General features: G+C 35.2%; 22 protein-coding genes. 4 read left to right on the top strand and 18 right to left on the bottom strand.

Annotated features, from left to right (window positions below):
• Window positions 1–158: 158 nt before the first annotated feature.
• A complete protein-coding gene (locus J3495_RS17140; RefSeq protein ID WP_210667903.1) occupies window positions 159–893 on the bottom strand; it encodes a metallophosphoesterase family protein in 735 nt (244 codons plus the stop codon).
• A 121-nt stretch (window positions 894–1,014) separates the two neighbouring features.
• On the opposite strand from J3495_RS17140, the gene dinB reads away from it, so the two are divergent.
• A complete protein-coding gene (gene dinB, locus J3495_RS17145; protein ID WP_210667905.1) occupies window positions 1,015–2,097 on the top strand; it encodes a DNA polymerase IV in 1,083 nt (360 codons plus the stop codon).
• 81 nt (window positions 2,098–2,178) lie between these two features.
• Window positions 2,179–2,688: a PAS domain-containing protein gene (locus J3495_RS17150; RefSeq protein WP_210667907.1), complete on the top strand. Its 510-nt coding sequence runs from the start codon at window positions 2,179–2,181 to the stop codon at window positions 2,686–2,688.
• 57 nt (window positions 2,689–2,745) lie between these two features.
• Here J3495_RS17150 and J3495_RS17155 read toward each other — a convergent pair whose 3' ends face one another.
• The 17 genes from J3495_RS17155 to aspS form a co-directional block, all read right to left on the bottom strand.
• Window positions 2,746–3,519 carry a Bax inhibitor-1/YccA family protein gene (locus J3495_RS17155; protein ID WP_210667909.1) on the bottom strand — a complete coding sequence of 258 codons (774 nt, stop codon included), beginning with the start codon at window positions 3,517–3,519 and terminating at the stop codon, window positions 2,746–2,748.
• Between the two features lie 161 nt (window positions 3,520–3,680).
• Window positions 3,681–5,072 carry an NADH-quinone oxidoreductase subunit N gene (locus tag J3495_RS17160; RefSeq protein ID WP_210667911.1) on the bottom strand — a complete coding sequence of 464 codons (1,392 nt, stop codon included), beginning with the start codon at window positions 5,070–5,072 and terminating at the stop codon, window positions 3,681–3,683.
• Between the two features lie 65 nt (window positions 5,073–5,137).
• Window positions 5,138–6,577 carry a complex I subunit 4 family protein gene (locus J3495_RS17165; RefSeq protein ID WP_210667913.1) on the bottom strand — a complete coding sequence of 480 codons (1,440 nt, stop codon included), beginning with the start codon at window positions 6,575–6,577 and terminating at the stop codon, window positions 5,138–5,140.
• 10 nt (window positions 6,578–6,587) lie between these two features.
• Window positions 6,588–8,471 carry an NADH-quinone oxidoreductase subunit L gene (gene nuoL / locus J3495_RS17170; protein WP_210667915.1) on the bottom strand — a complete coding sequence of 628 codons (1,884 nt, stop codon included), beginning with the start codon at window positions 8,469–8,471 and terminating at the stop codon, window positions 6,588–6,590.
• Window positions 8,472–8,477: 6 nt separating this feature from the next.
• Window positions 8,478–8,798 carry an NADH-quinone oxidoreductase subunit NuoK gene (gene nuoK / locus J3495_RS17175; RefSeq protein ID WP_017494599.1) on the bottom strand — a complete coding sequence of 107 codons (321 nt, stop codon included), beginning with the start codon at window positions 8,796–8,798 and terminating at the stop codon, window positions 8,478–8,480.
• Complete coding sequence (locus J3495_RS17180; protein WP_160375799.1) at window positions 8,798–9,337, bottom strand: NADH-quinone oxidoreductase subunit J family protein; 540 nt, start codon at window positions 9,335–9,337, stop codon at window positions 8,798–8,800. Before J3495_RS17180 ends, nuoK begins: the two co-directional genes overlap by 1 nt.
• Complete coding sequence (locus J3495_RS17185; protein ID WP_210667917.1) at window positions 9,338–9,883, bottom strand: NuoI/complex I 23 kDa subunit family protein; 546 nt, start codon at window positions 9,881–9,883, stop codon at window positions 9,338–9,340.
• Window positions 9,884–10,042: 159 nt separating this feature from the next.
• Window positions 10,043–11,095, bottom strand: a complete 1,053-nt coding sequence (gene nuoH, locus J3495_RS17190) for an NADH-quinone oxidoreductase subunit NuoH (protein ID WP_210667919.1) — start codon at window positions 11,093–11,095, stop codon at window positions 10,043–10,045.
• 3 nt (window positions 11,096–11,098) lie between these two features.
• Window positions 11,099–12,130 (bottom strand): 2Fe-2S iron-sulfur cluster-binding protein, encoded by a 1,032-nt coding sequence (locus J3495_RS17195; RefSeq protein ID WP_210667921.1) that lies wholly within the window; start codon window positions 12,128–12,130, stop codon window positions 11,099–11,101.
• Between the two features lie 89 nt (window positions 12,131–12,219).
• Window positions 12,220–13,587, bottom strand: coding sequence for an NADH-quinone oxidoreductase subunit NuoF (gene nuoF / locus J3495_RS17200; protein ID WP_210667923.1), 1,368 nt, complete (start codon window positions 13,585–13,587; stop codon window positions 12,220–12,222).
• A 1-nt stretch (window position 13,588) separates the two neighbouring features.
• Window positions 13,589–14,119 carry a complex I 24 kDa subunit family protein gene (locus J3495_RS17205; RefSeq protein WP_210667926.1) on the bottom strand — a complete coding sequence of 177 codons (531 nt, stop codon included), beginning with the start codon at window positions 14,117–14,119 and terminating at the stop codon, window positions 13,589–13,591.
• A 77-nt stretch (window positions 14,120–14,196) separates the two neighbouring features.
• Window positions 14,197–15,435: an NADH-quinone oxidoreductase subunit D gene (locus J3495_RS17210; RefSeq protein ID WP_210667928.1), complete on the bottom strand. Its 1,239-nt coding sequence runs from the start codon at window positions 15,433–15,435 to the stop codon at window positions 14,197–14,199.
• A 24-nt stretch (window positions 15,436–15,459) separates the two neighbouring features.
• Complete coding sequence (locus tag J3495_RS17215) at window positions 15,460–15,981, bottom strand: NADH-quinone oxidoreductase subunit C (RefSeq protein ID WP_210667930.1); 522 nt, start codon at window positions 15,979–15,981, stop codon at window positions 15,460–15,462.
• A 1-nt stretch (window position 15,982) separates the two neighbouring features.
• Window positions 15,983–16,531 carry an NADH-quinone oxidoreductase subunit B gene (locus J3495_RS17220; protein ID WP_127338250.1) on the bottom strand — a complete coding sequence of 183 codons (549 nt, stop codon included), beginning with the start codon at window positions 16,529–16,531 and terminating at the stop codon, window positions 15,983–15,985.
• A 171-nt stretch (window positions 16,532–16,702) separates the two neighbouring features.
• Window positions 16,703–17,068, bottom strand: a complete 366-nt coding sequence (locus J3495_RS17225) for an NADH-quinone oxidoreductase subunit A (protein WP_210667931.1) — start codon at window positions 17,066–17,068, stop codon at window positions 16,703–16,705.
• Window positions 17,069–17,311: 243 nt separating this feature from the next.
• Window positions 17,312–17,506, bottom strand: a complete 195-nt coding sequence (locus J3495_RS17230; protein WP_007137066.1) for a cold-shock protein — start codon at window positions 17,504–17,506, stop codon at window positions 17,312–17,314.
• A 330-nt stretch (window positions 17,507–17,836) separates the two neighbouring features.
• Window positions 17,837–19,588 (bottom strand): aspartate--tRNA ligase, encoded by a 1,752-nt coding sequence (aspS, locus tag J3495_RS17235; protein WP_210667932.1) that lies wholly within the window; start codon window positions 19,586–19,588, stop codon window positions 17,837–17,839.
• Between the two features lie 158 nt (window positions 19,589–19,746).
• On the opposite strand from aspS, the gene J3495_RS17240 reads away from it, so the two are divergent.
• Together J3495_RS17240 and J3495_RS17245 are read left to right on the top strand one after the other, a co-directional pair.
• On the top strand, window positions 19,747–20,742 hold the full coding sequence (locus J3495_RS17240; protein WP_210667933.1) for a TlpA family protein disulfide reductase: 996 nt from the start codon (window positions 19,747–19,749) through the stop codon (window positions 20,740–20,742).
• Window positions 20,743–20,951: 209 nt separating this feature from the next.
• Window positions 20,952–21,299 carry a toxin-antitoxin system YwqK family antitoxin gene (locus tag J3495_RS17245; RefSeq protein WP_210667934.1) on the top strand — a complete coding sequence of 116 codons (348 nt, stop codon included), beginning with the start codon at window positions 20,952–20,954 and terminating at the stop codon, window positions 21,297–21,299.
• The last annotated feature ends 72 nt before the right edge of the window (window positions 21,300–21,371 follow it).

Raw genomic sequence — 21,371 nt, forward strand, 5'->3', positions numbered from 1 at the left:
CGTTGGTTAAATGGTGTTTAAATCTTAATTAAAAAGCCAGTACATTACGTATTGACTTTTGTTATCTTTGCTTAAAAAAATGCACATTTCATTTTATATTTGTGCTCATTTCAATTTTTCGATTATAATTTCGAACTGCAAAAATAGTTTTTTACCTATTAATTCCTACCTTTTTCATCAAAATAAAGTTCGTTAAGAGGCTCGCTTTGCCAAAATTGTTTGGTATCGACGTCCATAATTGTCAAAGGTCCTTTAAAAGCGGCTCCTGTATCTACATTCCATACACATGCTTTTTGTACAGGCACGGTTTGTCCAATTCGGGTAACAGGAGTATGACCAATAAAGATTTCCTTGTAAAGACTCAATCTTTTTGGATAAAACAAATCATCTATCGAAAGATTTTGGTCTAAAGAAAGCGCCGTCTCCCACAACGTTCTGTCCCAATAAAACATTTTCGGAAAATATTCATATTCAACGCCGTTTACGTTGGTAAAACCAGCGTGGACAAAAAGGCGGTTTTGAGAATCAAGATGATAGTCTTGCAATGATTTTAAAAATTCGATATGAGTGGCTATTTTTTCTTTAGAAACTTTAGAATAGGCTTCTACAGTGGCTTGTCCGCCATGTTTAAACCACATTTTCTCATCTATATTTTCAATCCTGTCCTCTAGCCAATCCAGTGCTAATTCGTCGTGATTACCTCTTATGCAAATACAGTTTTGCTTGTTTTTCAAATCAATTAAAAAGTCGATTACTTGCGGAGAATGGCTCCAGCCATCAACGTAATCTCCAAGAAATAATAAAGTATCTTTTTCAGTAACATTGGCTTTCTTCATCACTTGTTCAAGCGCAAGTAAACCACCGTGTATGTCGCCTATGACAAATGTTCGCATTTTATTTTATTTGGTGTAGGATGCAAAAATAGAGAAAATGATTTGTTTGACAGATATAAGTTGTAAATCTTTAACTAGCAATTTTCCAGATTTTTGCAATTGATGTCATAAATTTGTTTTTATGTCTGAAGTGCCAACATATCGCAAAATTATCCATATTGATATGGACGCATTTTATGCTTCTGTAGAGCAAATGGATAATCCTGCGCTACGGGGAAAACCTGTTGCTGTTGGGGGGTCAGAGAATAGAGGTGTGGTTTCGGCGGCCAGTTACGAAGCAAGAAAATTTGGAGTGCGGAGTGCCATAAGTGGTGTTTTGGCCAAGAAATATTGTCCTGAGATTATTTTTGTTCGGCCTCGTTTTGATCGCTATAAAGAAATTTCGAATAAAATTCACAAAATTTTTTACGATTATACAGATTTGGTCGAGCCACTTTCGCTTGACGAAGCTTATCTGGATGTTACTCAAAATAAGAAGGGGAATCCGAGTGCAACTTTGTTGGCTCAGGAGATTAGGATACGAATTCTAAATGAGGTCGGTTTATCTGCTTCTGCAGGTATTTCGATCAATAAATTTGTAGCAAAAATTGCTAGTGATTACAACAAGCCTAATGGTCAAAAAACGGTTAATCCCGATGAGGTTTTGGCTTTTTTGGAAGATTTGCCGATCAGAAAGTTTTACGGAGTTGGAAAAGTTACCACCGAAAAAATGTATCAGCTTGGTATTTTTACGGGGGTAGATTTAAAAAGTAAATCGTTAGAATTTTTAGAGAAACATTTCGGTAAGTCGGGAGCGTTTTATTACAAAGTTGTGCGTGGAATTCATAATAGCGAAGTAAAGCCACATCGAATTACAAAATCGGTTGCAGCAGAGCATACTTTTGATGTAAATCTTTCTTCAGAAATTTTTATGCTGGAGCAACTGGTTCGTATTGCGGCATCATTAGAAAAACGCTTAAAAAAACATAATGTTTCGGGAAAAACGGTCACTCTCAAAATAAAATACAGTGATTTTAGTCAGCAAACCAGAAGTAAAACATTGCCTTATTTTGTATCTGATAAAAATTTGATTCTGGAAACGGTGCAAGAGTTATTGTACCAGGAAAAAATGAAGGATTCTGTTCGTTTACTGGGTATTTCTCTGAGTAATTTGAACACAGAAGAGAAAAAAGCCGTTGTTGTTCAGCTAAAATTTGCATTTTAATGCATTAAACATAAGTTAAATAAGGGATCGGATTACAATCTATCCAAATTTCATTTTACCTTTGGAAAAAATTGATTGGTAATGGATACTCTTGTGAAATACAATTTTAGTTCAAAGGAAGAAATTTCAAGTCGCAATTCTGTCCCTATTTTGGCTTGGGATTTTCATTATGAATCTGTAAACGAACTGAAAGCAGTGAATGAAGATTTGAAGAAACTTGATGAATTTTCAAGTAAGTTTCGTTGGAACACAGAAAAATTTAATATTAAGCAACGAATTAGTCAGGAAGTTGTTATTATAACAGACGTTGAGCAAACTATTGTTTTTGCTTCAAACGGAATATTAAATATGACGGGTTATTCTAAGGAGGAAGTTGTGGGGCAGAAGCCTAAGATGTTTCAGGGTTCATCGACATCGCCGACCGTTCGTAAAGAAATCAGAAAAGCAATTGAATTATCAGTTCCGTTTGATAAAACAGTTATTAATCATAAAAAGAACGGAAGTACGTATAAGTGTAAGATCAATTGTTTCCCTATTTTTAATATAAAAGGACAACTATCACATTATATAGCTTTTGAGAGAGCAGCATAAAAAAAGCCTTTTTGATATTTCAAAAAGGCTTTTTTATAAGATAATTGAAGTTGGCAATTAATCTTTGCTCGATAATTTTGAAAGTAGTCTTAAAAATTCTATATACAACCAAACTAATGTAATCATTAGTCCCATTGCGCCATACCATTCCATAAATTTTGGCATTCTTTGTTGAACTCCTTTTTCGATTTGATCAAAATCTAAAAACAAATTTAGAGCCGCAATTATAATTACAAACACACTAATTCCGATACTCATCATTCCGTTACCATAATGTACAGGAGTAAAATTAAAAATTAGTGATGCCACCCAAGAAATCAGGTAATAGGTTGCAATAGCCAAAGTTGCTGCAATCACAACGGATTTAAATTGCTCTGTAACTTTTACAATTTTAAATTTGTACAGACCTAAGCATACTAAAAAAGTTACCAGAGTTGCACCCACAGCATTGATTACGATTCCAGGATAACGCAACTCAAAGATTGCAGAAATACCTCCAATAAATAATCCTTCAAAAAAGGCATATCCGGGAGCGAGGTAAGGCGAAGCCTGAGGTTTGAATGCTGAAATTATTACTAAAATAAGGCCAACAATAGCACCTCCAAAAGCAGGAATAATTGGGCTTGTTCCGTTAAAAGCCATCCACCATGTAATCATAGAAGAGGCACATAAAATTAGAAATAAAATAGCTGTTTTATTGATAGTGCCCGACAAAGTCATTTCTTGATTATAATCAATAATTTGAGCCTGGTGCACTTCTTCAGCTTTAGAAACAGCGTTTGATGAAAAACGTTTGTTGCTTAAAAATGGATTTTTTGAATTGAAGTTCATGTTTTAATTCATTTAATTGTACTCAAATATATGGAGTTTTTTTGAGCTGTCCTTATTTCTCTAAAATTTTTAACATCAATTTTTCTTTCGAATACATTCGATATAAAAAAAATCCATCAAAAGAAATTCTTGATGGATTTGTATTTATTTGGATTAAAATTTTAGTTCAATAAATCAACTACTAACGATGGAAACAAGCCCAAAGCGATATTCAATACAATGGAGATTACTGCTACAGCATAAATTAATACTGGTTTTCCTTTTCGCTCTTCGTTTGGCTCTTTCGAGTACATGGCTAAAATTAATTTAAAATAATAACCAACACTGATGATAGAATTGATGACCGCAACGATTACTAAAGCCAGATGACCCGCTTCGATGGTTTGATTGAATAAAAATAATTTGGCAAAAAATCCTGAAAAAATCGGAATACCTGCCATTGATAACAACGAACCCGTAAGGATTGCAGCCAATAAAGGATTTGTTTTGCCTAAGCCGTGAAAGTTTGTGATGTCTTCGTTATCTTGATTTTTACAAACATAAAGAATAACACTAAAAGATGCGATTCCTGCCAAAGCATAAGCACTAGTATAATATAATAAAACACCTGCAGAAGTAGAAATGCTCAATAAAGTCATTAGCATAAAACCGGCATGCGAAATTCCTGAGAAAGCGAGCATACGTTTTACATTCGTTTGGCGCAATGCCATTATATTACCAATAGTCATCGATGCCATAGAAATTACGACAATGATCGTTTGAAAAGTTCCTAAAAGATCTTGATTTTCGAGAGAAGGAATCAGGTTTAAAGCCGAAACCAGTTTGTAAAGAGTTGCAATTGCGATTACTTTTGCCAAAGTACTCATAAGCGCAGTGGTCAAAGCAGGAGAACCTTCGTAAACATCAGGAGCCCAAAAGTGAAAAGGTACTGCTGCAACTTTAAATAGCATTCCGATCACCATTAGCACCATTCCGATTGGGAACCAGATTGGCAATTCTGCAGACAGCGAATTTTCGCTAATTTCTGCCACATCAAAGCTTCCCATTGCTCCGTAAATCAAGCAGATTCCAAATAATATAATCCCTGATGCAAAAGATCCCATCAAAAAGTACTTCATACCAGCTTCGTTACTTTTTAAATTTAATCTTTCGCTGGCAGCTAAAACGTATAATGCAATAGATAGTACTTCAATTCCTAAGAAAAACATCGCTAAGTTTCCAAAAGAAACCATGGCAACTCCACCAGCCAAAAGAAATATTTTTATCGCTACAAAATCTGAGATTTTGGTTGGATGATTTTCATAAAAATTATGACTTAATGCTACAAGGAAAATAGTCAAAATAATGAACAATGACGAAAATGCAGTAGAGAATCTACTCACTGTAATCATATTGTTGTAGTAACTTTCTGTAGCGCCAAATTCAGAAAAATTAAGTGCCAAAACACCCAATAATCCTAGAATTGTAATGGGAACAATTGCTTTTGTTAAATTAAGAATTTCAAACAATAGGCAGAAAATACCCAATCCTGTTATAGCTATTAATGTATTCATTTTTGTTTTTTTGATTTAGGTAATCCAAAACTAATGATGCCCTAATTTATTTTTATTTAAAATATTTAATTCTTGTTGATAACGTTCAAAATAGTTTCTAAACTTGGTGTAATCAAATCTGTAATTGGTTTTGGATAAAATCCGAAAAAGAGTAAAACTGCTATAATTGCGACTAATGAAATTCCTTCATTGATCGTTACATCAGAGAAAGTTTTAGTATTTGCTTCACCCAACATTACATTTTGAAACATTTTAAGCATATAATACGCTCCCAAAATAATGGTAGTTCCGCCCAAAACGGCAAACCAAATATTAATTTGCGATAAACTGTACAGAACGGTAAACTCACCGACGAAGTTAAAAGTAGAAGGCAAGGCAACAGAAGCCAATACCAAGATTAAAAACATCGAAGTAAATTTAGGAGATTGGATACGAATTCCGCCCATTTCACTGATTTCTCGGGTTGCAAATCTTTTAAAAATAATTTCTGCAGCAAAGAATAATCCAACCACAACAAAACCATGCGCTATCATTTGCAGTACCGCTCCACGTAAACCGTCAATAGTCAAAGTGTAAGTTCCAGCAGCGATTAATCCCACGTGAGCCAGAGATGAATACGCTAATAATTTTTTTAAATCTTTCTGTCTTATAGCAACGATTGATCCGTAAATTACACCTGCAATTCCTAATGCAATAAAGATATTCATGTATTCTTTGGCAGCAAGAGGAGCAATTGGCAATTGCCAACGGATAACGCTGTACAATCCCATTTTTAGCATGATACCCGATAACAACATAGTTCCAACAGTTGGTGCTTTTTGGTACACATTGGCTTGCCAAGTATGAAAAGGAATTATTGGAATTTTAATCGCATACGCTAAAAAGAAAGCCAAAAATATCCAAAGCTGTTCTGTAGCTGATAAGTTTAATTTGTATAAATCATCAATTAAGAAGCTTCCAGCTTTTTGGTACAAATAAATAAAAGCAATTAGCATAAATAATGATCCGGCAAGTGTGTAAATAAAGAATTTTACAACCGCTTTTCTGCGTTCTTCGGCATCGCCATTACCCCAAATTAGGGCGATAAAATAAATAGGAATCAGAGCCAACTCCCAAAAAATATAGTATAAAAGACCATCTGCTGCAAGGAAAGTTCCTGTCATTGCGAAAGCCATAAACAAAATCAGAGCATAAAAAGCTTTTGCAATTTTATATTCATTTCCAAAAGAAGAAAATATAATAATTGGTGTTAGGGCTACCGTCAATAAAAGCATTGCGATTGCCAAACCATCAGCATTTAGGGCAAATGAAATTTTAGGTTGTGTAATCCAAGCGTTGATTAAGCTGATGTTTTCACCAGCCAAAAAATGATTTAACAATACAACCGAACAGCCCAAAGCTGCTAAACTAAAGAACAAAGCTACTTTTGAAGCCAGTTTGTCACCAACTACATAAGTGGCAAATGCACCAACCAAAAGAATAATTAATATGAGAGAAACGTTCATAGTTATAAAATTATTGAGCTAAAAATATATAGGAAACAATGGCGCAAAGACCCAAAACAAAAACAAACAGATACAATCCGATGCTTCCATTTTGTATTTTTTTACCTTGAAAACCTATTTCGTTGGTTACTTTTCCTAATCCGAGAACAAATGCAGATAATGCTGTTTCAACATAATCTCTAAAAAATTTAGATAAAGCATTTACTGGAGCTACAAATAGCGTGTCGTAAGCTTCGTCTACATAATATTTGTTGTATAAAACTTTGGTTAAACCTGTGATTTTTTCATCAGATTCAGGAATATTGTCTTGTTTGAAATATTTGATGTATGCGATGAAAATCCCAAGTAATCCACCTAGAACAGCAACTCCCATCAAGATGTATTCTGTAGTGCCTAAGTGGTGTTCTTCTCCTGCCACTTTCGTGAAAAGAGGAGCCAAATATTCGTTTAGCCAACTGTTTCCCGGAAGGCTTATTAATCCGCCAAAAGTAGCCAGAAGTGCTAAAATCATTAAAGGAAAAGTAATCAAGCCATCACTTTCATGTAAATGATGTTTTTGTTCTTCAGTTCCTCTAAAATCTTTAAAGAAAGTAAGAAACATCAATCTAAACATATAAAAAGCGGTCATGATTGAAGCGATAGAACCCACAACGTACAAAGGAATACTGTGGTGGAAAGCAGTCAATAAAATTTCGTCTTTCGAGAAAAATCCTGAGAAAAAAGGAACTCCCGAAATTGCTAATGATGAAACCAACATTGTCCAAAATGTGATTGGCATTGCTTTACGCAAGCCGCCCATTTTACGCATATCCTGCTCTCCGTGTAAACCGTGAATCACAGAACCTGATCCTAAGAATAAACAAGCTTTGAAAAAGGCATGAGTAATTACGTGAAAAACGGCTACTTCGTAAGCACCGAATCCTAAGGCTAAAAACATTAATCCTAATTGTGAAACGGTAGAATAGGCCAATACTTTTTTGATATCGGTCTGAACCAAACCAATTGTTGCAGCTACTAATGATGTAACACCACCAACAATTGCAATTATCATCTGAACGTCTGGCGCCAAGTCAAAAACAAAGTTCAATCTTGTTACCATAAAAATACCCGCAGTAACCATAGTTGCCGCGTGAATCAATGCCGAAACCGGAGTTGGTCCTGCCATTGCATCAGGTAACCAGGTGTATAACGGAATCTGAGCAGATTTACCACAAGCTCCTATAAATAAACATAAAGCAGCTAAAGAAAGCAATGGAATATTTAAGTTAGTTGCGCCGGCAATTGCAGTTTGTAACGTAGCATAATCTAATGTTGAGAACATTGAACCCAAAATAAACATTCCGATCAAAAGACCTAAATCTCCAATTCTGTTCATGATGAATGCTTTTTTGGCAGCATCATTGTAATCTTGGTTTTTATACCAAAATCCAATTAATAGGTAAGAACAAAGTCCAACACCTTCCCAACCGATAAACAATACTAATAAATTGCTACCCACTACAAGGGTAATCATAAAGAACACGAACAAATTCAGATACGAAAAAAACTTGTGTATGTTTTCGTCATCGTGCATGTAGCTGATCGAATATAAGTGAATCAAAGAACCAATACCGGTTACAAAAAGTAACCAAAGCACTGACAATTGATCTAATAAAAATCCAAGATTGATTTTAAGATTACTGATCTGAATCCAATCAAATAAAGTAATTTGAATGGCTTTTTCTGTTGAAGTAATCTGGTTGAAAAAGAAAAGTGTAACAATGAAAGAAACGACTACGGTAACAGTCCCGATAATTCCAGAAACTGTTTTTCCTAAGCTTTTCCCAAAGAAAACATTGATTAAAAATCCTAAAAAAGGAGCTAATACTAATACTAAAGCTAAATTGGTATCCATTTCCATCTATCCTTTTAAGTTTTTTAAATTATCGATACTAATTGAGCCTAAATTTCTAAAAATAGAAACCAAAATTGCCAATCCTACTGCAACTTCTGCTGCTGCAACTGCCATCGAAAAGAATACAAAAACCTGTCCCTGTGCATCTTGATGATAAGTCGAAAAAGCAACAAATAAAAGGTTTACCGCATTCAGCATGATTTCGATAGACATAAAAACGATAATCGCATTTCGTCTGTACAATACACCAAAAATACCAATACAGAAAAGTACAACACTCAAAAAGATGTAATTTTCAATACCTATTTGATTTAATATATTACCCATTATTTATTTAATTTTTCTTTTTTAGACAATAATACAGTTCCAATCATGGCTACCAAAAGCAATATAGAAGCAAATTCAAACGGAACCATATATTCGTTCAATAATATTTTTCCTAATACTTTAATCGATTGAAAATCTTCTCCAGTCGAATCGTATTCTCCCACAATTGGTTTCGAGTTGATAAAAATGGCAATCAATACAATGCAAATCAAACAGAAAGAAACAATTGCTCCCAAACGTGTAATTCTAGGTCTGTGTACATCTCGCTGTTCGTTCAGATTCATCAACATGATCGTAAACAGGAACAGAATCATAATCGCTCCCGAGTAGACTATTATATGTACAACAGCCAAAAACTGAGCATTTAAAAGTAAATAATGACCCGCAATAGAGAAAAAACAAATCACCAAATAAATGGCGCTATGAATCGGGTTTCTGCTAAAAATAGTCAAAAAAGCGGTGGCAACCGTTATAAACGCCAAGAAACAAAATATAATTTGTACCGTAGTTGCGTGTGCAAAATCAGGAATGTGTATCATTTAGTTAGCGTTTTTAATTTGAGTATTTTTAATCGCCATTTCCAAAGGCATTACTAATTTATCTTTTCCAAAAATAAAATCTTCTCTTTCATAACTAGAAGGAACCAAAACTTTCGAAGTCGTCAAGTAAATAGCATCTTTTGGGCACGCTTCTTCACACAAGCCACAAAAAATACAACGCAACATATTGATTTCATAAATAGAAGCATATTTTTCTTCTCTGTACAAATGTTTTTCATCTGCTGTACGCTCCGCAGCCTTCATTGTGATGGCTTCTGCTGGGCATGACAACGCACATAATCCGCATGCGGTACAGTTTTCACGACCTTGCTCGTCACGTTTCAACATGTGCTGACCACGATAAACCGGACTCATCTGGCGTACTTGTTCCGGATAGTGAATCGTAACTTTTTTTCTAAATAAGTGTTTAATGGTAATAAACAACCCTTTCACAATGGCCACAAGATACAATCGCTCCAAAAAAGTCATCTCTTTGTTAGAGACCATCTTTTTTCTACCCGATAATGATATAGTTTCTATTGACATTTTTTAATGTATGATTTACGATTTACAATTTGTATCAAACAAATCAAATCAGTTTATTTTTTTATTTAGTAGCTCATCCTGCTATCCGCTTGTATCTTTTGTTTTTTAAAGAAAAAAACAAAAGGATACCGCTACTATCAGGGCTAGGGCACTCGTTAATTACAATCCGAAATAGGAGGCAATATCATGTCTTAAAATGACAACACCTGTAATCATAATATTGATGATCGAAAGCGGAATCAAAATTCTCCAACCCAAATTCATCAATTGGTCATATCTAAATCTTGGAATCGTCCAGCGAACCCACATGTAGAAAAAGATAAAGAAACATATTTTTACAAATAAAACCCCTATTCCTAATAAATTTGCGGTATTTACGCCTACATTCTCTACGATCCATTGCATTCCTGGATAATTATAGCCTCCAAAAAACAATACCGAAATAATGGTAGCCGAGATAAACATATTTGCATATTCAGCAAACAGATAGAATCCCATTTTCATAGAAGAATATTCGGTATGGTAACCACCAATCAATTCCGACTCACATTCTGCTAAGTCAAAAGGCGTTCGGTTAGTTTCCGCGAAAGCGCAAATCAGGAAGATCAAAAACGATAAAGGCTGATAAAAAACATTCCAGTTCATTCCTGCCTGTTGCTCAGAAATTTCTTTTAAGCTCAAAGTTCCCGTCATCATCAACAAAGCAATCATTGATAATCCCATGGCAACTTCATACGAAACCATTTGAGACGCCGCACGAACAGCTCCCATCAGAGAGAATTTATTGTTAGAGGCCCATCCACCAATCATGATACCATAAACTCCTACCGAAACAACTCCAAAGAAATACAGCAAACCAATGTTAATATCGGTAGCCTGTAATAAAATATCTCTTCCAAACAAATGCAGTCTGTCTCCCCACGGAATTACGGCACTTGTCATCAAAGCGGTACTCATGGCAATTGCCGGACCAACAACAAATAAAAATTTGTTTGGCGTATTCGGGAAAAATTCTTCTTTCGAGAATAATTTCAAACCATCGGCAAGAGGTTGCAATAAACCTCCCCAACCCGCACGGTTAGGACCCACACGATCCTGAAGAAAAGCCGCAACTTTACGCTCAGCCCAAGTTGAGTACATCGCCATAATCATCGTAACAGCAAAAACCACAACAATTACAACACTTTTTTCTATAATAAAGGCACTATCCATTTTTTAAGAATTTTGGTTGTTAGTGTTTAACGGAATTTCAGCCATACTAATTTTTTTGCGGTCTTCATCTCTACCTAAAAGAATGTTCTTTTCTGTTGCAATTTCTACCTTCTCTAATTTTTGAGTATAGTTATTTTGGTTGATAACCGAATCTTTTTCAAATTCTCTTGGTCCTTCAATAACCCAGTCATTTACATTTTTATGATCAAAACGACAAGAGTTACAAATGAACTCTTCTACTTCATGATACTCATCTTTACGACCGGTCACACGTTGAATTTCTCCTCCAAACATCCAAACGGTTGTTTTTCCGCAACATCCAGGAGTTGTACATTCTCTATGCGCATTATAAGGTTTGTTGAACCAAACTCTCGATTTGAAACGGAAAGTTTTATCTGTCAAAGCTCCAACCGGACAAACATCAATCATGTTTCCAGAGAACTCATTATCAATGGCTTTTGAAATGCAGGTAGAAATATTAGCGTGGTCACCACGGTCTAATACCCCGTGAACTCTATTGTCTGTCAATTGATCTGCCACTTGCACACATCTCTGACATAAAATACAACGGTTCATATGTAGTTGAATATTCGGACCAATATCTTCTGGTTCGAATGTTCTTTTTTCTTCAATAAAACGAGACTTCGGATTTCCGTGTTCAAAACTTAAGTTTTGAAGATCACATTCTCCAGCCTGATCACAAACCGGGCAATCTAGAGGGTGATTGATCAATAAAAATTCGGTTACTGATTTACGGGCTTCCGTTACTCTGTCTGAAGATTTACTGTTTACTTCCATTCCGTCCATACATCCTGTTACGCAAGAGGCCATTAATTTAGGCATTGGTCTTGGGTCAGCTTCGCTTCCTTTAGAAACTTCCACTAAACAACAACGGCATTTTCCGCCACTGCCTTTTAATTTTGAGTAATAGCACATGGCTGGTGGCACCAAATCTCCACCAATCATACGTGCAGCCTGCAGGATCGTTGTTCCTGGCTCTACTTCTATACTTTGACCGTCTATGGTTACTTTCATCTTTTTATGTCTTAATGTCTAAAGTCTAAAGTCTAAAGTCAATTTGTTTGACTTTCTAACCTTTCAACTTTTGACTTTTTAACTTTTGACTATATTGTTTGCTTTGCAACTAAATGTTTCACTTGCGAGAAAGGCTCAGCTACAAAATGCTCTCTATTTTTTATTTTTTCTGGAAAACGAACGTGGTATTCAAATTCATCTCTAAAGTGACGAATTGCTGCTGCTACTGGCCAAGATGCTGCGTCACCAAGTGGACAAATAGTATTTCCTTCAATTTTACTTTGAATGCTCCACAATAATTCGATATCTTCTTCACGGCCTTGACCGTTCTCGATTCTCCATAATATTTTTTCTAACCAACCTGTTCCTTCACGACAAGGTGTACATTGTCCGCAAGATTCGTGGTGGTAGAAACGGGCAAAATTCCATGTGTTTCTTACGATACAGGCGGTGTCATTGTAAACTATAAATCCTCCAGAACCTAACATAGATCCGGTTGCAAAACCACCATCACTTAAAGATTCATAAGTCATTAATCTATCTTCTCCATTTGCTGTTTTAAAAATTAATTCAGCTGGTAAAATTGGTACTGAAGATCCTCCGGGAACAAAAGCTTTCAAAGGTCTGCTAGAAGACATTCCGCCTAAATATTCGTCAGAGTTCATGAATTCGTCAACGCTTAAACCCAATTCTATTTCGTAAACCCCAGGATTTTTAATGTGACCTGAAGCCGAAATTAATTTCGTTCCAGTCGAACGACCAATTCCTATTTTAGCATAATCATCACCAGAATTATTGATAATCCATGGCACAGTGGCTATTGTTTCTACATTGTTTACCACCGTTGGATTTGCCCAAAGTCCCGAAACCGCTGGGAATGGTGGCTTAATACGAGGATTTCCTCTTTTACCTTCCAGTGATTCGATAAGTGCAGTTTCTTCTCCGCAGATGTAAGCACCAGCACCACAATGAACATAAAGTTCTAAATCGTATCCTGAACCTAATATATTTTTTCCCAAAAATCCGGCAGCTTTAGCTTCGGCAATGGCTCTTTCTAAAATTTTATACACCCACATATATTCTCCACGAATGTAGATATAAGATAGGTTGGCACCCAAGGCAAAACTTGAGGTAATCATTCCTTCGATCAATAGATGAGGAATAAATTCCATCAAATAACGATCTTTGAAAGTTCCTGGTTCTGATTCGTCGGCGTTGCAAACTAAATGTCTTGGTTTTCCTGATTTTTTATCAATAAAACTCCATTTCATTCCCGCTGGAAAACCTGCTCCACCACGACCACGAAGTCCTGATTTTTTTACTTCTTCAACAACTTCGTCTGGCGTAAGTGTTTTCAAAGCTTTTTCTACAGAAGCATAACCACCATTTTGGCGATATATTTCGTAGGTTTTGATACCTGGAATATTAATTTTGTCTAATAATATTTTTTGTGACATATTATTTATCGTGTAATATTATTTTATCATCTCTACAATCAGCGATTAGCTGGTCGATTTTTTCTTCTGTCAATTTTTCTTTGTAGAAATCACCTAACTGCATCATCGGAGCATATCCGCAAGCACCTAAACATTCTACACCAGCAATGGTAAACATTCCGTCTGGAGTTGTTTCGCCCATCTTAATGCCTAATTTTTCAGAAGTGTAATCCATTAAATTTTCGGCACCATTTAAACAACAACAAGAAGTCTGGCAAAACTCAAACATGTATTTTCCAATTGGTTTTTGGTTGTACATGGTATAAAAGGTAACCACTTCGTACACCTCGATTGGTTTGATGTGCAAAATTTCGGCAACTTTATCCTGCAATTCAATACTTAACCAGTTGTCATGCGCATCTTGCACTTCGTGCAAAACCGGCAATAAAGCTGATTTTCTTTTGTCTTCCGGATAATGACTGATTAATTCATTGATGCGAGCCATCAATGCGTCAGTCATATTTATTTCTTGTTTGTAATGTTTTCTTTCCATTTTTCTTCTAAATCTGAAATGCTTCGCCAGTTCGCTGACGCTCGGGTCTAAAATCGTTAATCAACAATCTGAAATCTTTATGCGTCTAATTCTCCCGCAATTACATTTAAACTTGACAAAATAACAATTGCATCTGATAATAAAGCGCCTTTGATCATTTCTGGATACGCTTGATAGTAAATAAAGCAAGGTCTTCTAAAATGCAATCTATAAGGAGTTCTGCTTCCGTCTGTAACCAAGTAAAAACCGATTTCTCCGTTTCCTCCTTCAACAGGATGATAAATTTCTGCCACTGGTACAGGAACTTCTCCCATTACAATTTTAAAATGATAGATTAAAGATTCCATAGAAGTATACACATCTTCTTTTGGAGGTAGGTAATAATCCGGAACTTCTGCATGATATTCGTTTCCGGCTGGCATTTTTGCCAAAGCCTGACGAATGATACTTAAACTCTCCCAAACTTCGGCATTACGAACACAAAAGCGATCGTATGTATCACCTGATTTTCCAACAGGAACTATAAAATCAAAATCTTCGTAAGAGGAGTAAGGTTGTGCCACACGAACGTCGTAATCAACTCCGGCAGCACGTAAATTTGGACCTGTAAACCCGTAAGCCATGGCTTTTTCGGCAGATATTGCACCTACATTTACAGTTCTGTCAATAAAAATTCTGTTTCTTTCGAATAGGTTTTCGAATTCTTTCCAGGCAACTGGAAATTCTTCAAGAAAAGTATCTAGTTTTTTGAAAGCTTCTGGAGACCAATCTCTTTCAAAACCACCAATTCTTCCCATATTTGTAGTCAAACGAGCACCACAAATTTCTTCGTAGATTTCGTAGATTTTTTCTCTAAATTGAAAAACGTACAAGAAACCAGTATACGCACCAGTATCTACACCCAAAATCGAGTTACAAATTAAGTGGTCGGTAATACGAGCCAACTCCATTACGATCACTCTTAAATATTGTGCTCTTTTAGGAACTTCAACACCCAATAGTTTTTCTAAAGTCATCCACCATCCCATGTTATTGATAGGAGAAGAACAATAGTTCATACGATCTGTAAGTGGCGTAATTTGGTAGAAAGGACGATTTTCGGCAATTTTTTCGAAAGCCCTGTGGATGTAACCAATAGTAGGTTCGGCCTCAAGGATTCTTTCTCCATCCATTAACAGGATATTCTGAAAAATACCGTGTGTTGCCGGGTGAGTAGGCCCTAAATTCAGTACCGAAAGCTCGCTTCCGTCTTCGTTTAGTTTCTCCTTAATTATTTTAGCATAACGATGCTCTGGTGGTAATAATAGTTCTGACATTTTATAATGTTGAATTATTTATTTTTAGCAATTTGTTGTTGTTCTTCCAAAGAATCTGTCGTCTTTATCTGTTCGTCCGCTATCTTCCATTGGAAATTCTTTGCGCATCGGGAAAGATACCATTTCGTCCATATTCAAAATACGTTTCAATTGTGGGTGGCCAATAAAGTTCACTCCAAAGAAATCGTATGTTTCTCTTTCCATCCAGTTAGAACTCAAGAAAATATTTGAGATGGTTTTGATCTCCGGTTTTTCTCCATTAAGATACACTTTGATTTTGATACGTTTGTTTTCGTACCAGTTGTGCAGGTGATATACAATGGCAAATTGACGATCTGTGCTGTTATCCGGATAATGAATACCGCATAAATCGGTCAAAAAGTGAAAACGCAAATCCGCATCATTTTTCAGAAAAAGAATCAGAGCAGTAATTTTATCTGCTGTGGTTTCTAATGAAAAAATATCTCTTTCTTGTTGAAAGTTAAAAACACTTGTGTCAAATGTTTCTGTAAGTTTATCTTGAATCAGGGTATTTTCTAAAGCCATCTTATGAAATGTTATATGAAGCTAATAATTCTTGGTACTCTGGCGAACTTCTGCGTCTTACAGATTCGCTTCGTACCAATTCTTGTAGTTTCATTACGCCATCTACAATTTGTTCTGGCCTTGGTGGGCATCCGGGTACGTAAACATCAACCGGAATAACTTTATCGATTCCTTGTAGGACAGAATAAGTGTCAAAAATCCCGCCTGACGAGGCACAAGCGCCTACAGCAATCACCCAACGAGGTTCGGCCATTTGTTCGTAAACCTGGCGTAAAATAGGGGCCATTTTTTTAGAAATTGTGCCCATTACCATTAGCATATCCGCTTGACGGGGAGAAAAACTCACACGCTCAGAACCAAATCGTGCCAAATCATAATGAGAGGCCATTGTCGCCATAAACTCAATACCACAACAAGAAGTTGCAAAAGGTAAAGGCCAAAGAGAATTCGCGCGAGCCATACCTACAACGTCATTTAGCTTAGTGGCAAAAAAGCCTTCACCAACAACGCCTTCAGGAGGGGCAACCATATTTACTTTTGAATCGCTCATTTTATTTTAGATTTCTGATTTTAGATTTCTGATTTGGGGAAATCATAAAAGTTAAAATCAATTTTTTTAAATCAATAATACTAATTTAGAGAAATTATATTTTAAATTGTAGTTGGTGATAGGTTAGTTAACAAGTGTTTCTAAAATCACCGATCTAAAATCTAAAATTATTTATTCCCAATCTAATGCTTTTTTCTTGATGATGTAGAAAAAGCCAACTAAGAGCAATGCCATGAAAATAATCATTTTTAGCATTCCTTCCATACCTAATTCTTTGAAGTTTACTGCCCAAGGATAAAGAAAAATAACCTCTACATCAAACAGAACAAATAAAATAGCTACCAGAAAATATTTTACAGAAAAAGGAATACGTGCGTTACCAACAGATTCGATACCGCACTCAAAGTTTTTATCTTTAATTTCTGATGTTCTTTTTGGGCCTAATTTTCCGGAAATAAGAATAGTTCCTACCACAAAACCTACTGCTAGAATAAGCTGCATTAAAATAGGAAGATAACTGTATTGGTCAGATTGCATAAACTTAGGGTTTTTACTTAAAAAATAAGACACAAAGATAACTGTCAGGTCTGTAAATCACAAGCTAAAAAATGATTTAAGTAGGTTATGAAACGGAGTTTGTATCTAATTTTTATTCATTATAAATAATAAGCTGTTTTTTAGGGTTTGTTTTCCAGTAAAGAGCAAAAAAAAACGTTTCGAAATAAATCGAAACGTTTTTAAACCATTCAGAGGCAAAAAAAATAAATTGCTATATTTTTCTTAGATTACTGCTACTTTAGCAGCAACTTTCCCTTTTCTTCCTTCTTCTTCTTCGTAGCTTACACGGTCACCTTCGCGTAATTCTTCCGCGTTAATTCCTGAAGCGTGAACGAAGATATCTTTTCCTGTTTCTTCGTCTGTAATGAATCCATAACCTTTAGACTCATTGAAAAATTTTACTGTACCTGTACGCATTGTAATTGTAATAATAATTTATAATGAAGCAAATGTAGCATATAAATTCATACAAAAGACAACGGAGTGTTAAATTTTTCTAAAAATTATTGATTTACAGTGTTTTCGCTATTTATTTTGCATCAAATTTGATATGTAACTCGATAAATAACGAATCATTAATGATACCTCAAAATCTGCAACATCAAAAAATGTTGTACTAAATTAACTACTTAATCAAATTGACTTATTTTTCTTTTTTTGAATTATTTATTCAAAAAAGAACATAAAAAAACTGCAATTAAAATTCTCTAATTACAGTTTTTAATAGTTAAAAATTATGTCTAAAAATTATTTCAAATCTAATTTTATGGATAGTTCTTTCAGTTGAGCATTATCAATTGCGGCAGGAGCATCAATCATGACGTCACGACCTGAATTATTTTTTGGAAAAGCAATAAAATCTCTGATGGTTTCCTGTCCGCCCAAAATAGCTACTAATCGGTCTAAACCAAAAGCTAATCCTCCATGTGGTGGTGCTCCAAACTGAAAAGCATCCATCAAAAAGCCAAATTGTGCTTTTGCTTCGTCTTCGGTAAAACCTAAATATTTGAACATTAATTGTTGTGTTGCTTTGTCGTGAATACGAATAGAACCACCGCCAATTTCGTTTCCGTTTAAGACCATATCGTAGGCATTTGCACGTACTTTTCCTGGTTCTGTTTCTAGCAAAGCCATATCTTCTGGTTTAGGAGACGTAAATGGGTGGTGCATGGCGTGATAACGACCCGTTTCTTCATCAAGCTCTAATAATGGGAAATCTACAACCCATAAAGGTGCAAATTCTTCTGGTTTGCGCAATCCTAAACGTGTTGCCAATTCCATACGCAGTGCAGAAAGTTGACCACGAGTTTTATCGGCTGGACCGGAAAGTACAAAAATCATATCTCCTGGCTCAGCTCCTGTAATTTTTGCCCATTGCCCTAAATCATCCTGATCATAGAATTTATCTACAGATGATTTATAAGTTCCATCTTCATTGCATTTTGCGTAAACCATTCCCGAAGCGCCAACTTGTGGACGTTTTACCCAGTCAATTAAGGCATCGATTTCTTTACGAGTGTAATTTCCAGCTCCTGGAACGGCTATTCCCACTACCAATTCTGCAGCATTAAATACTGGAAAATCTTTGTGTTGTGCAAATTCGTTCAATTCACCAAATTTCATTCCGAAACGAATGTCCGGTTTGTCATTTCCGTATGTTTTCATGGCATAATCGTAGGTAATTCTCGGGAATTTATCTACTTCAATACCTTTTATTTCTTTTAATAAATGTCTTGTTAACCCTTCAAAAACATTCAAAATATCTTCTTGCTCTACAAAAGCCATTTCACAGTCAATCTGGGTAAACTCAGGCTGACGATCGGCACGTAAATCTTCATCACGGAAACATTTTACAATCTGGAAATATTTATCCATTCCGCCTACCATCAATAATTGTTTGAAGGTTTGAGGCGATTGTGGTAAAGCATAAAATTGTCCTTCGTTCATGCGGCTTGGTACCACAAAATCTCGCGCACCTTCCGGAGTAGATTTGATTAAGTAAGGCGTTTCAACTTCACAAAAATCCAAATCAGACAAATATTTACGAACTTCCATCGCTACTTTATGACGAAAAAGCAAGCTATTTTTTACAGGATTTCTTCGGATATCCAAATAACGGTATTTCATCCGGATGTCTTCTCCACCATCTGTTTCATCTTCAATTGTAAAAGGAGGAGTCAGGGCCGCGTTTAAAATGGTCAATTCGGTAACTAAAATTTCGATATCACCAGTGGGAATGTTTTTGTTTTTGGCTTCACGCTCAATTACAGTTCCTTTTACCTGAATTACAAATTCACGCCCAAGTGTTTTTGCCAGTTCAAAAACAGTTTTATCGGTACGACTTTCGTCGAAAATAAGTTGTGTAATTCCGTAACGGTCGCGCAAATCCACCCAATTCATAAATCCTTTATCGCGTGATTTTTGAACCCAGCCGGCTAGTGTAACTTCGGTATTAATGTTTGAGGCGTTTAATTCGCCACAATTATGACTTCTATACATGATCAAAATTTTAGATTGCAAAAGTAAACACAAAATTCAAAATAATATAGTAAAGTCGTCACTTGATATGTATTAATTTGAAATATTTTGTTAATTGCTAAAATTTGAAGCTGTAATTTCTTTAGATTTGAATTACATTAAATTTAATTAAACAGATCATGAAGAAACTTTTTGTTGCAGGTTTGCTGATTTTTAGCACTTTGAATGTGGTGGGTCAAGCCAAAAATCAAGTAAAATTTACGGCTAAAATTGCCAATAGAAATAGTGATACTCTTGTAATTAGAGGCGCTAATGGCTTTAAGCAAATTGTACCCATAAGCAAAGACGAGATTTTTGCCGCTAATTTTGAAGCTCCAAAAGGGTTTTACAATTTTACGGATGGTACAGAATCTACAAGTTTATTTTTATTGCCGGATTCTGAAGTAAACCTTACGATGAATGCCAAAGAGTTTGATGAGAGCATTGTATATAAAGGTAAAGGTGTCAACGAGAGCAATTTTCTTGCTCAGTATGCTTTGAATAATGAAAAATTTCAAGCGGAGGCTTTTTTAAAAGAACCTGCTGAATTTACTACTTTATTAGAACAAAAGAAAAAAGCGGATACAGAAGCCATTAACAAAGGCGACTTTGATGCAGAGTTTAAAAAGGTGTTGTTGGATTCGTTTGAGCAATTTAATCAATATGCTTTTCAGCAATATTCGAGTGCGTCTAAGATGCGAAAATTAAACGGGAATCCTTCACCGGAGTTTAATTTTGATAATTACAAAGGAGGAAAAACAAAACTTGCCGACTTAAAAGGAAAGTATGTTTATATTGATCTTTGGGCAACTTGGTGCGCTCCTTGCCGAGCAGAAATTCCATTTTTGCAAAAAATAGAAGAAAAATATCATGGCAAAAATATTGAGTTTGTGAGTATTTCTATTGATAAAGCAAAAGACAATGAAAAGTGGAAGAAATTTGTAGCAGATAAAAAACTCGGAGGAATTCAATTATTTGCGGATAAAGATTGGGAATCAGATTTTGTTGTAAAGTACGGAGTGACAGGAATTCCGAGATTTATTTTGATTGATCCAAAAGGAAATATTGTTAACGCGGATGCCGAAAGACCTTCTTCACCAGAACTTCAGACACAATTAGATGCACTTTTGAAGTAATTTAGTACGAATTACAACGATATCGTAATTTTTTATTTTTAGTAAAAATTCCAGTAAAACCAATGCTTCGGCATTGGTTTTTTTGTAAACAATTCATTTCCAATGTTAAGTTTTTATTCAATGTTACCAAATTGTTAAGTAAAAGTTTTTTTAATGTAAATTAATTTATATATTTGATAAAGATTTGATAACATTAAAACCTACAAGATATGAAAAAGTGTGTAATTTTAGTTGCAATATTGTTCTCTGGAATTTTAGTTGCACAAGAATCAAAACCCGAATTAGAAGTTGTTGGAAATACAGTAAAAGCTACTTATTATTATGATAATGGTAACGTTCAACAAGAAGGCTTTTTTAAGGATGGTAAATTAGATGGAATTTGGGTGTCTTACGACGAAAAAGGAAATAAAACAGCTGTTGCAGAATATAAAGAAGGTGTGAAAACTGGAAAATGGATGTATTTTAATGAAAAAACCATCAATCAGGTGGCGTATTCAGACAACAAAATAGAATCTGTTAAGAATCTTCAAAAAAATGCTTTAGCTGATAGAAATTAAGATGTTTATTTATAAATAGAAAAGACCGCTTTTATTAGCGGTTTTTTTATGTTTTAATTTTTATTTTATGCT

Source organism: Flavobacterium geliluteum (assembly GCF_017948595.1).
Classification (GTDB): Bacteria; Bacteroidota; Bacteroidia; order Flavobacteriales; family Flavobacteriaceae; genus Flavobacterium; species Flavobacterium flavipigmentatum.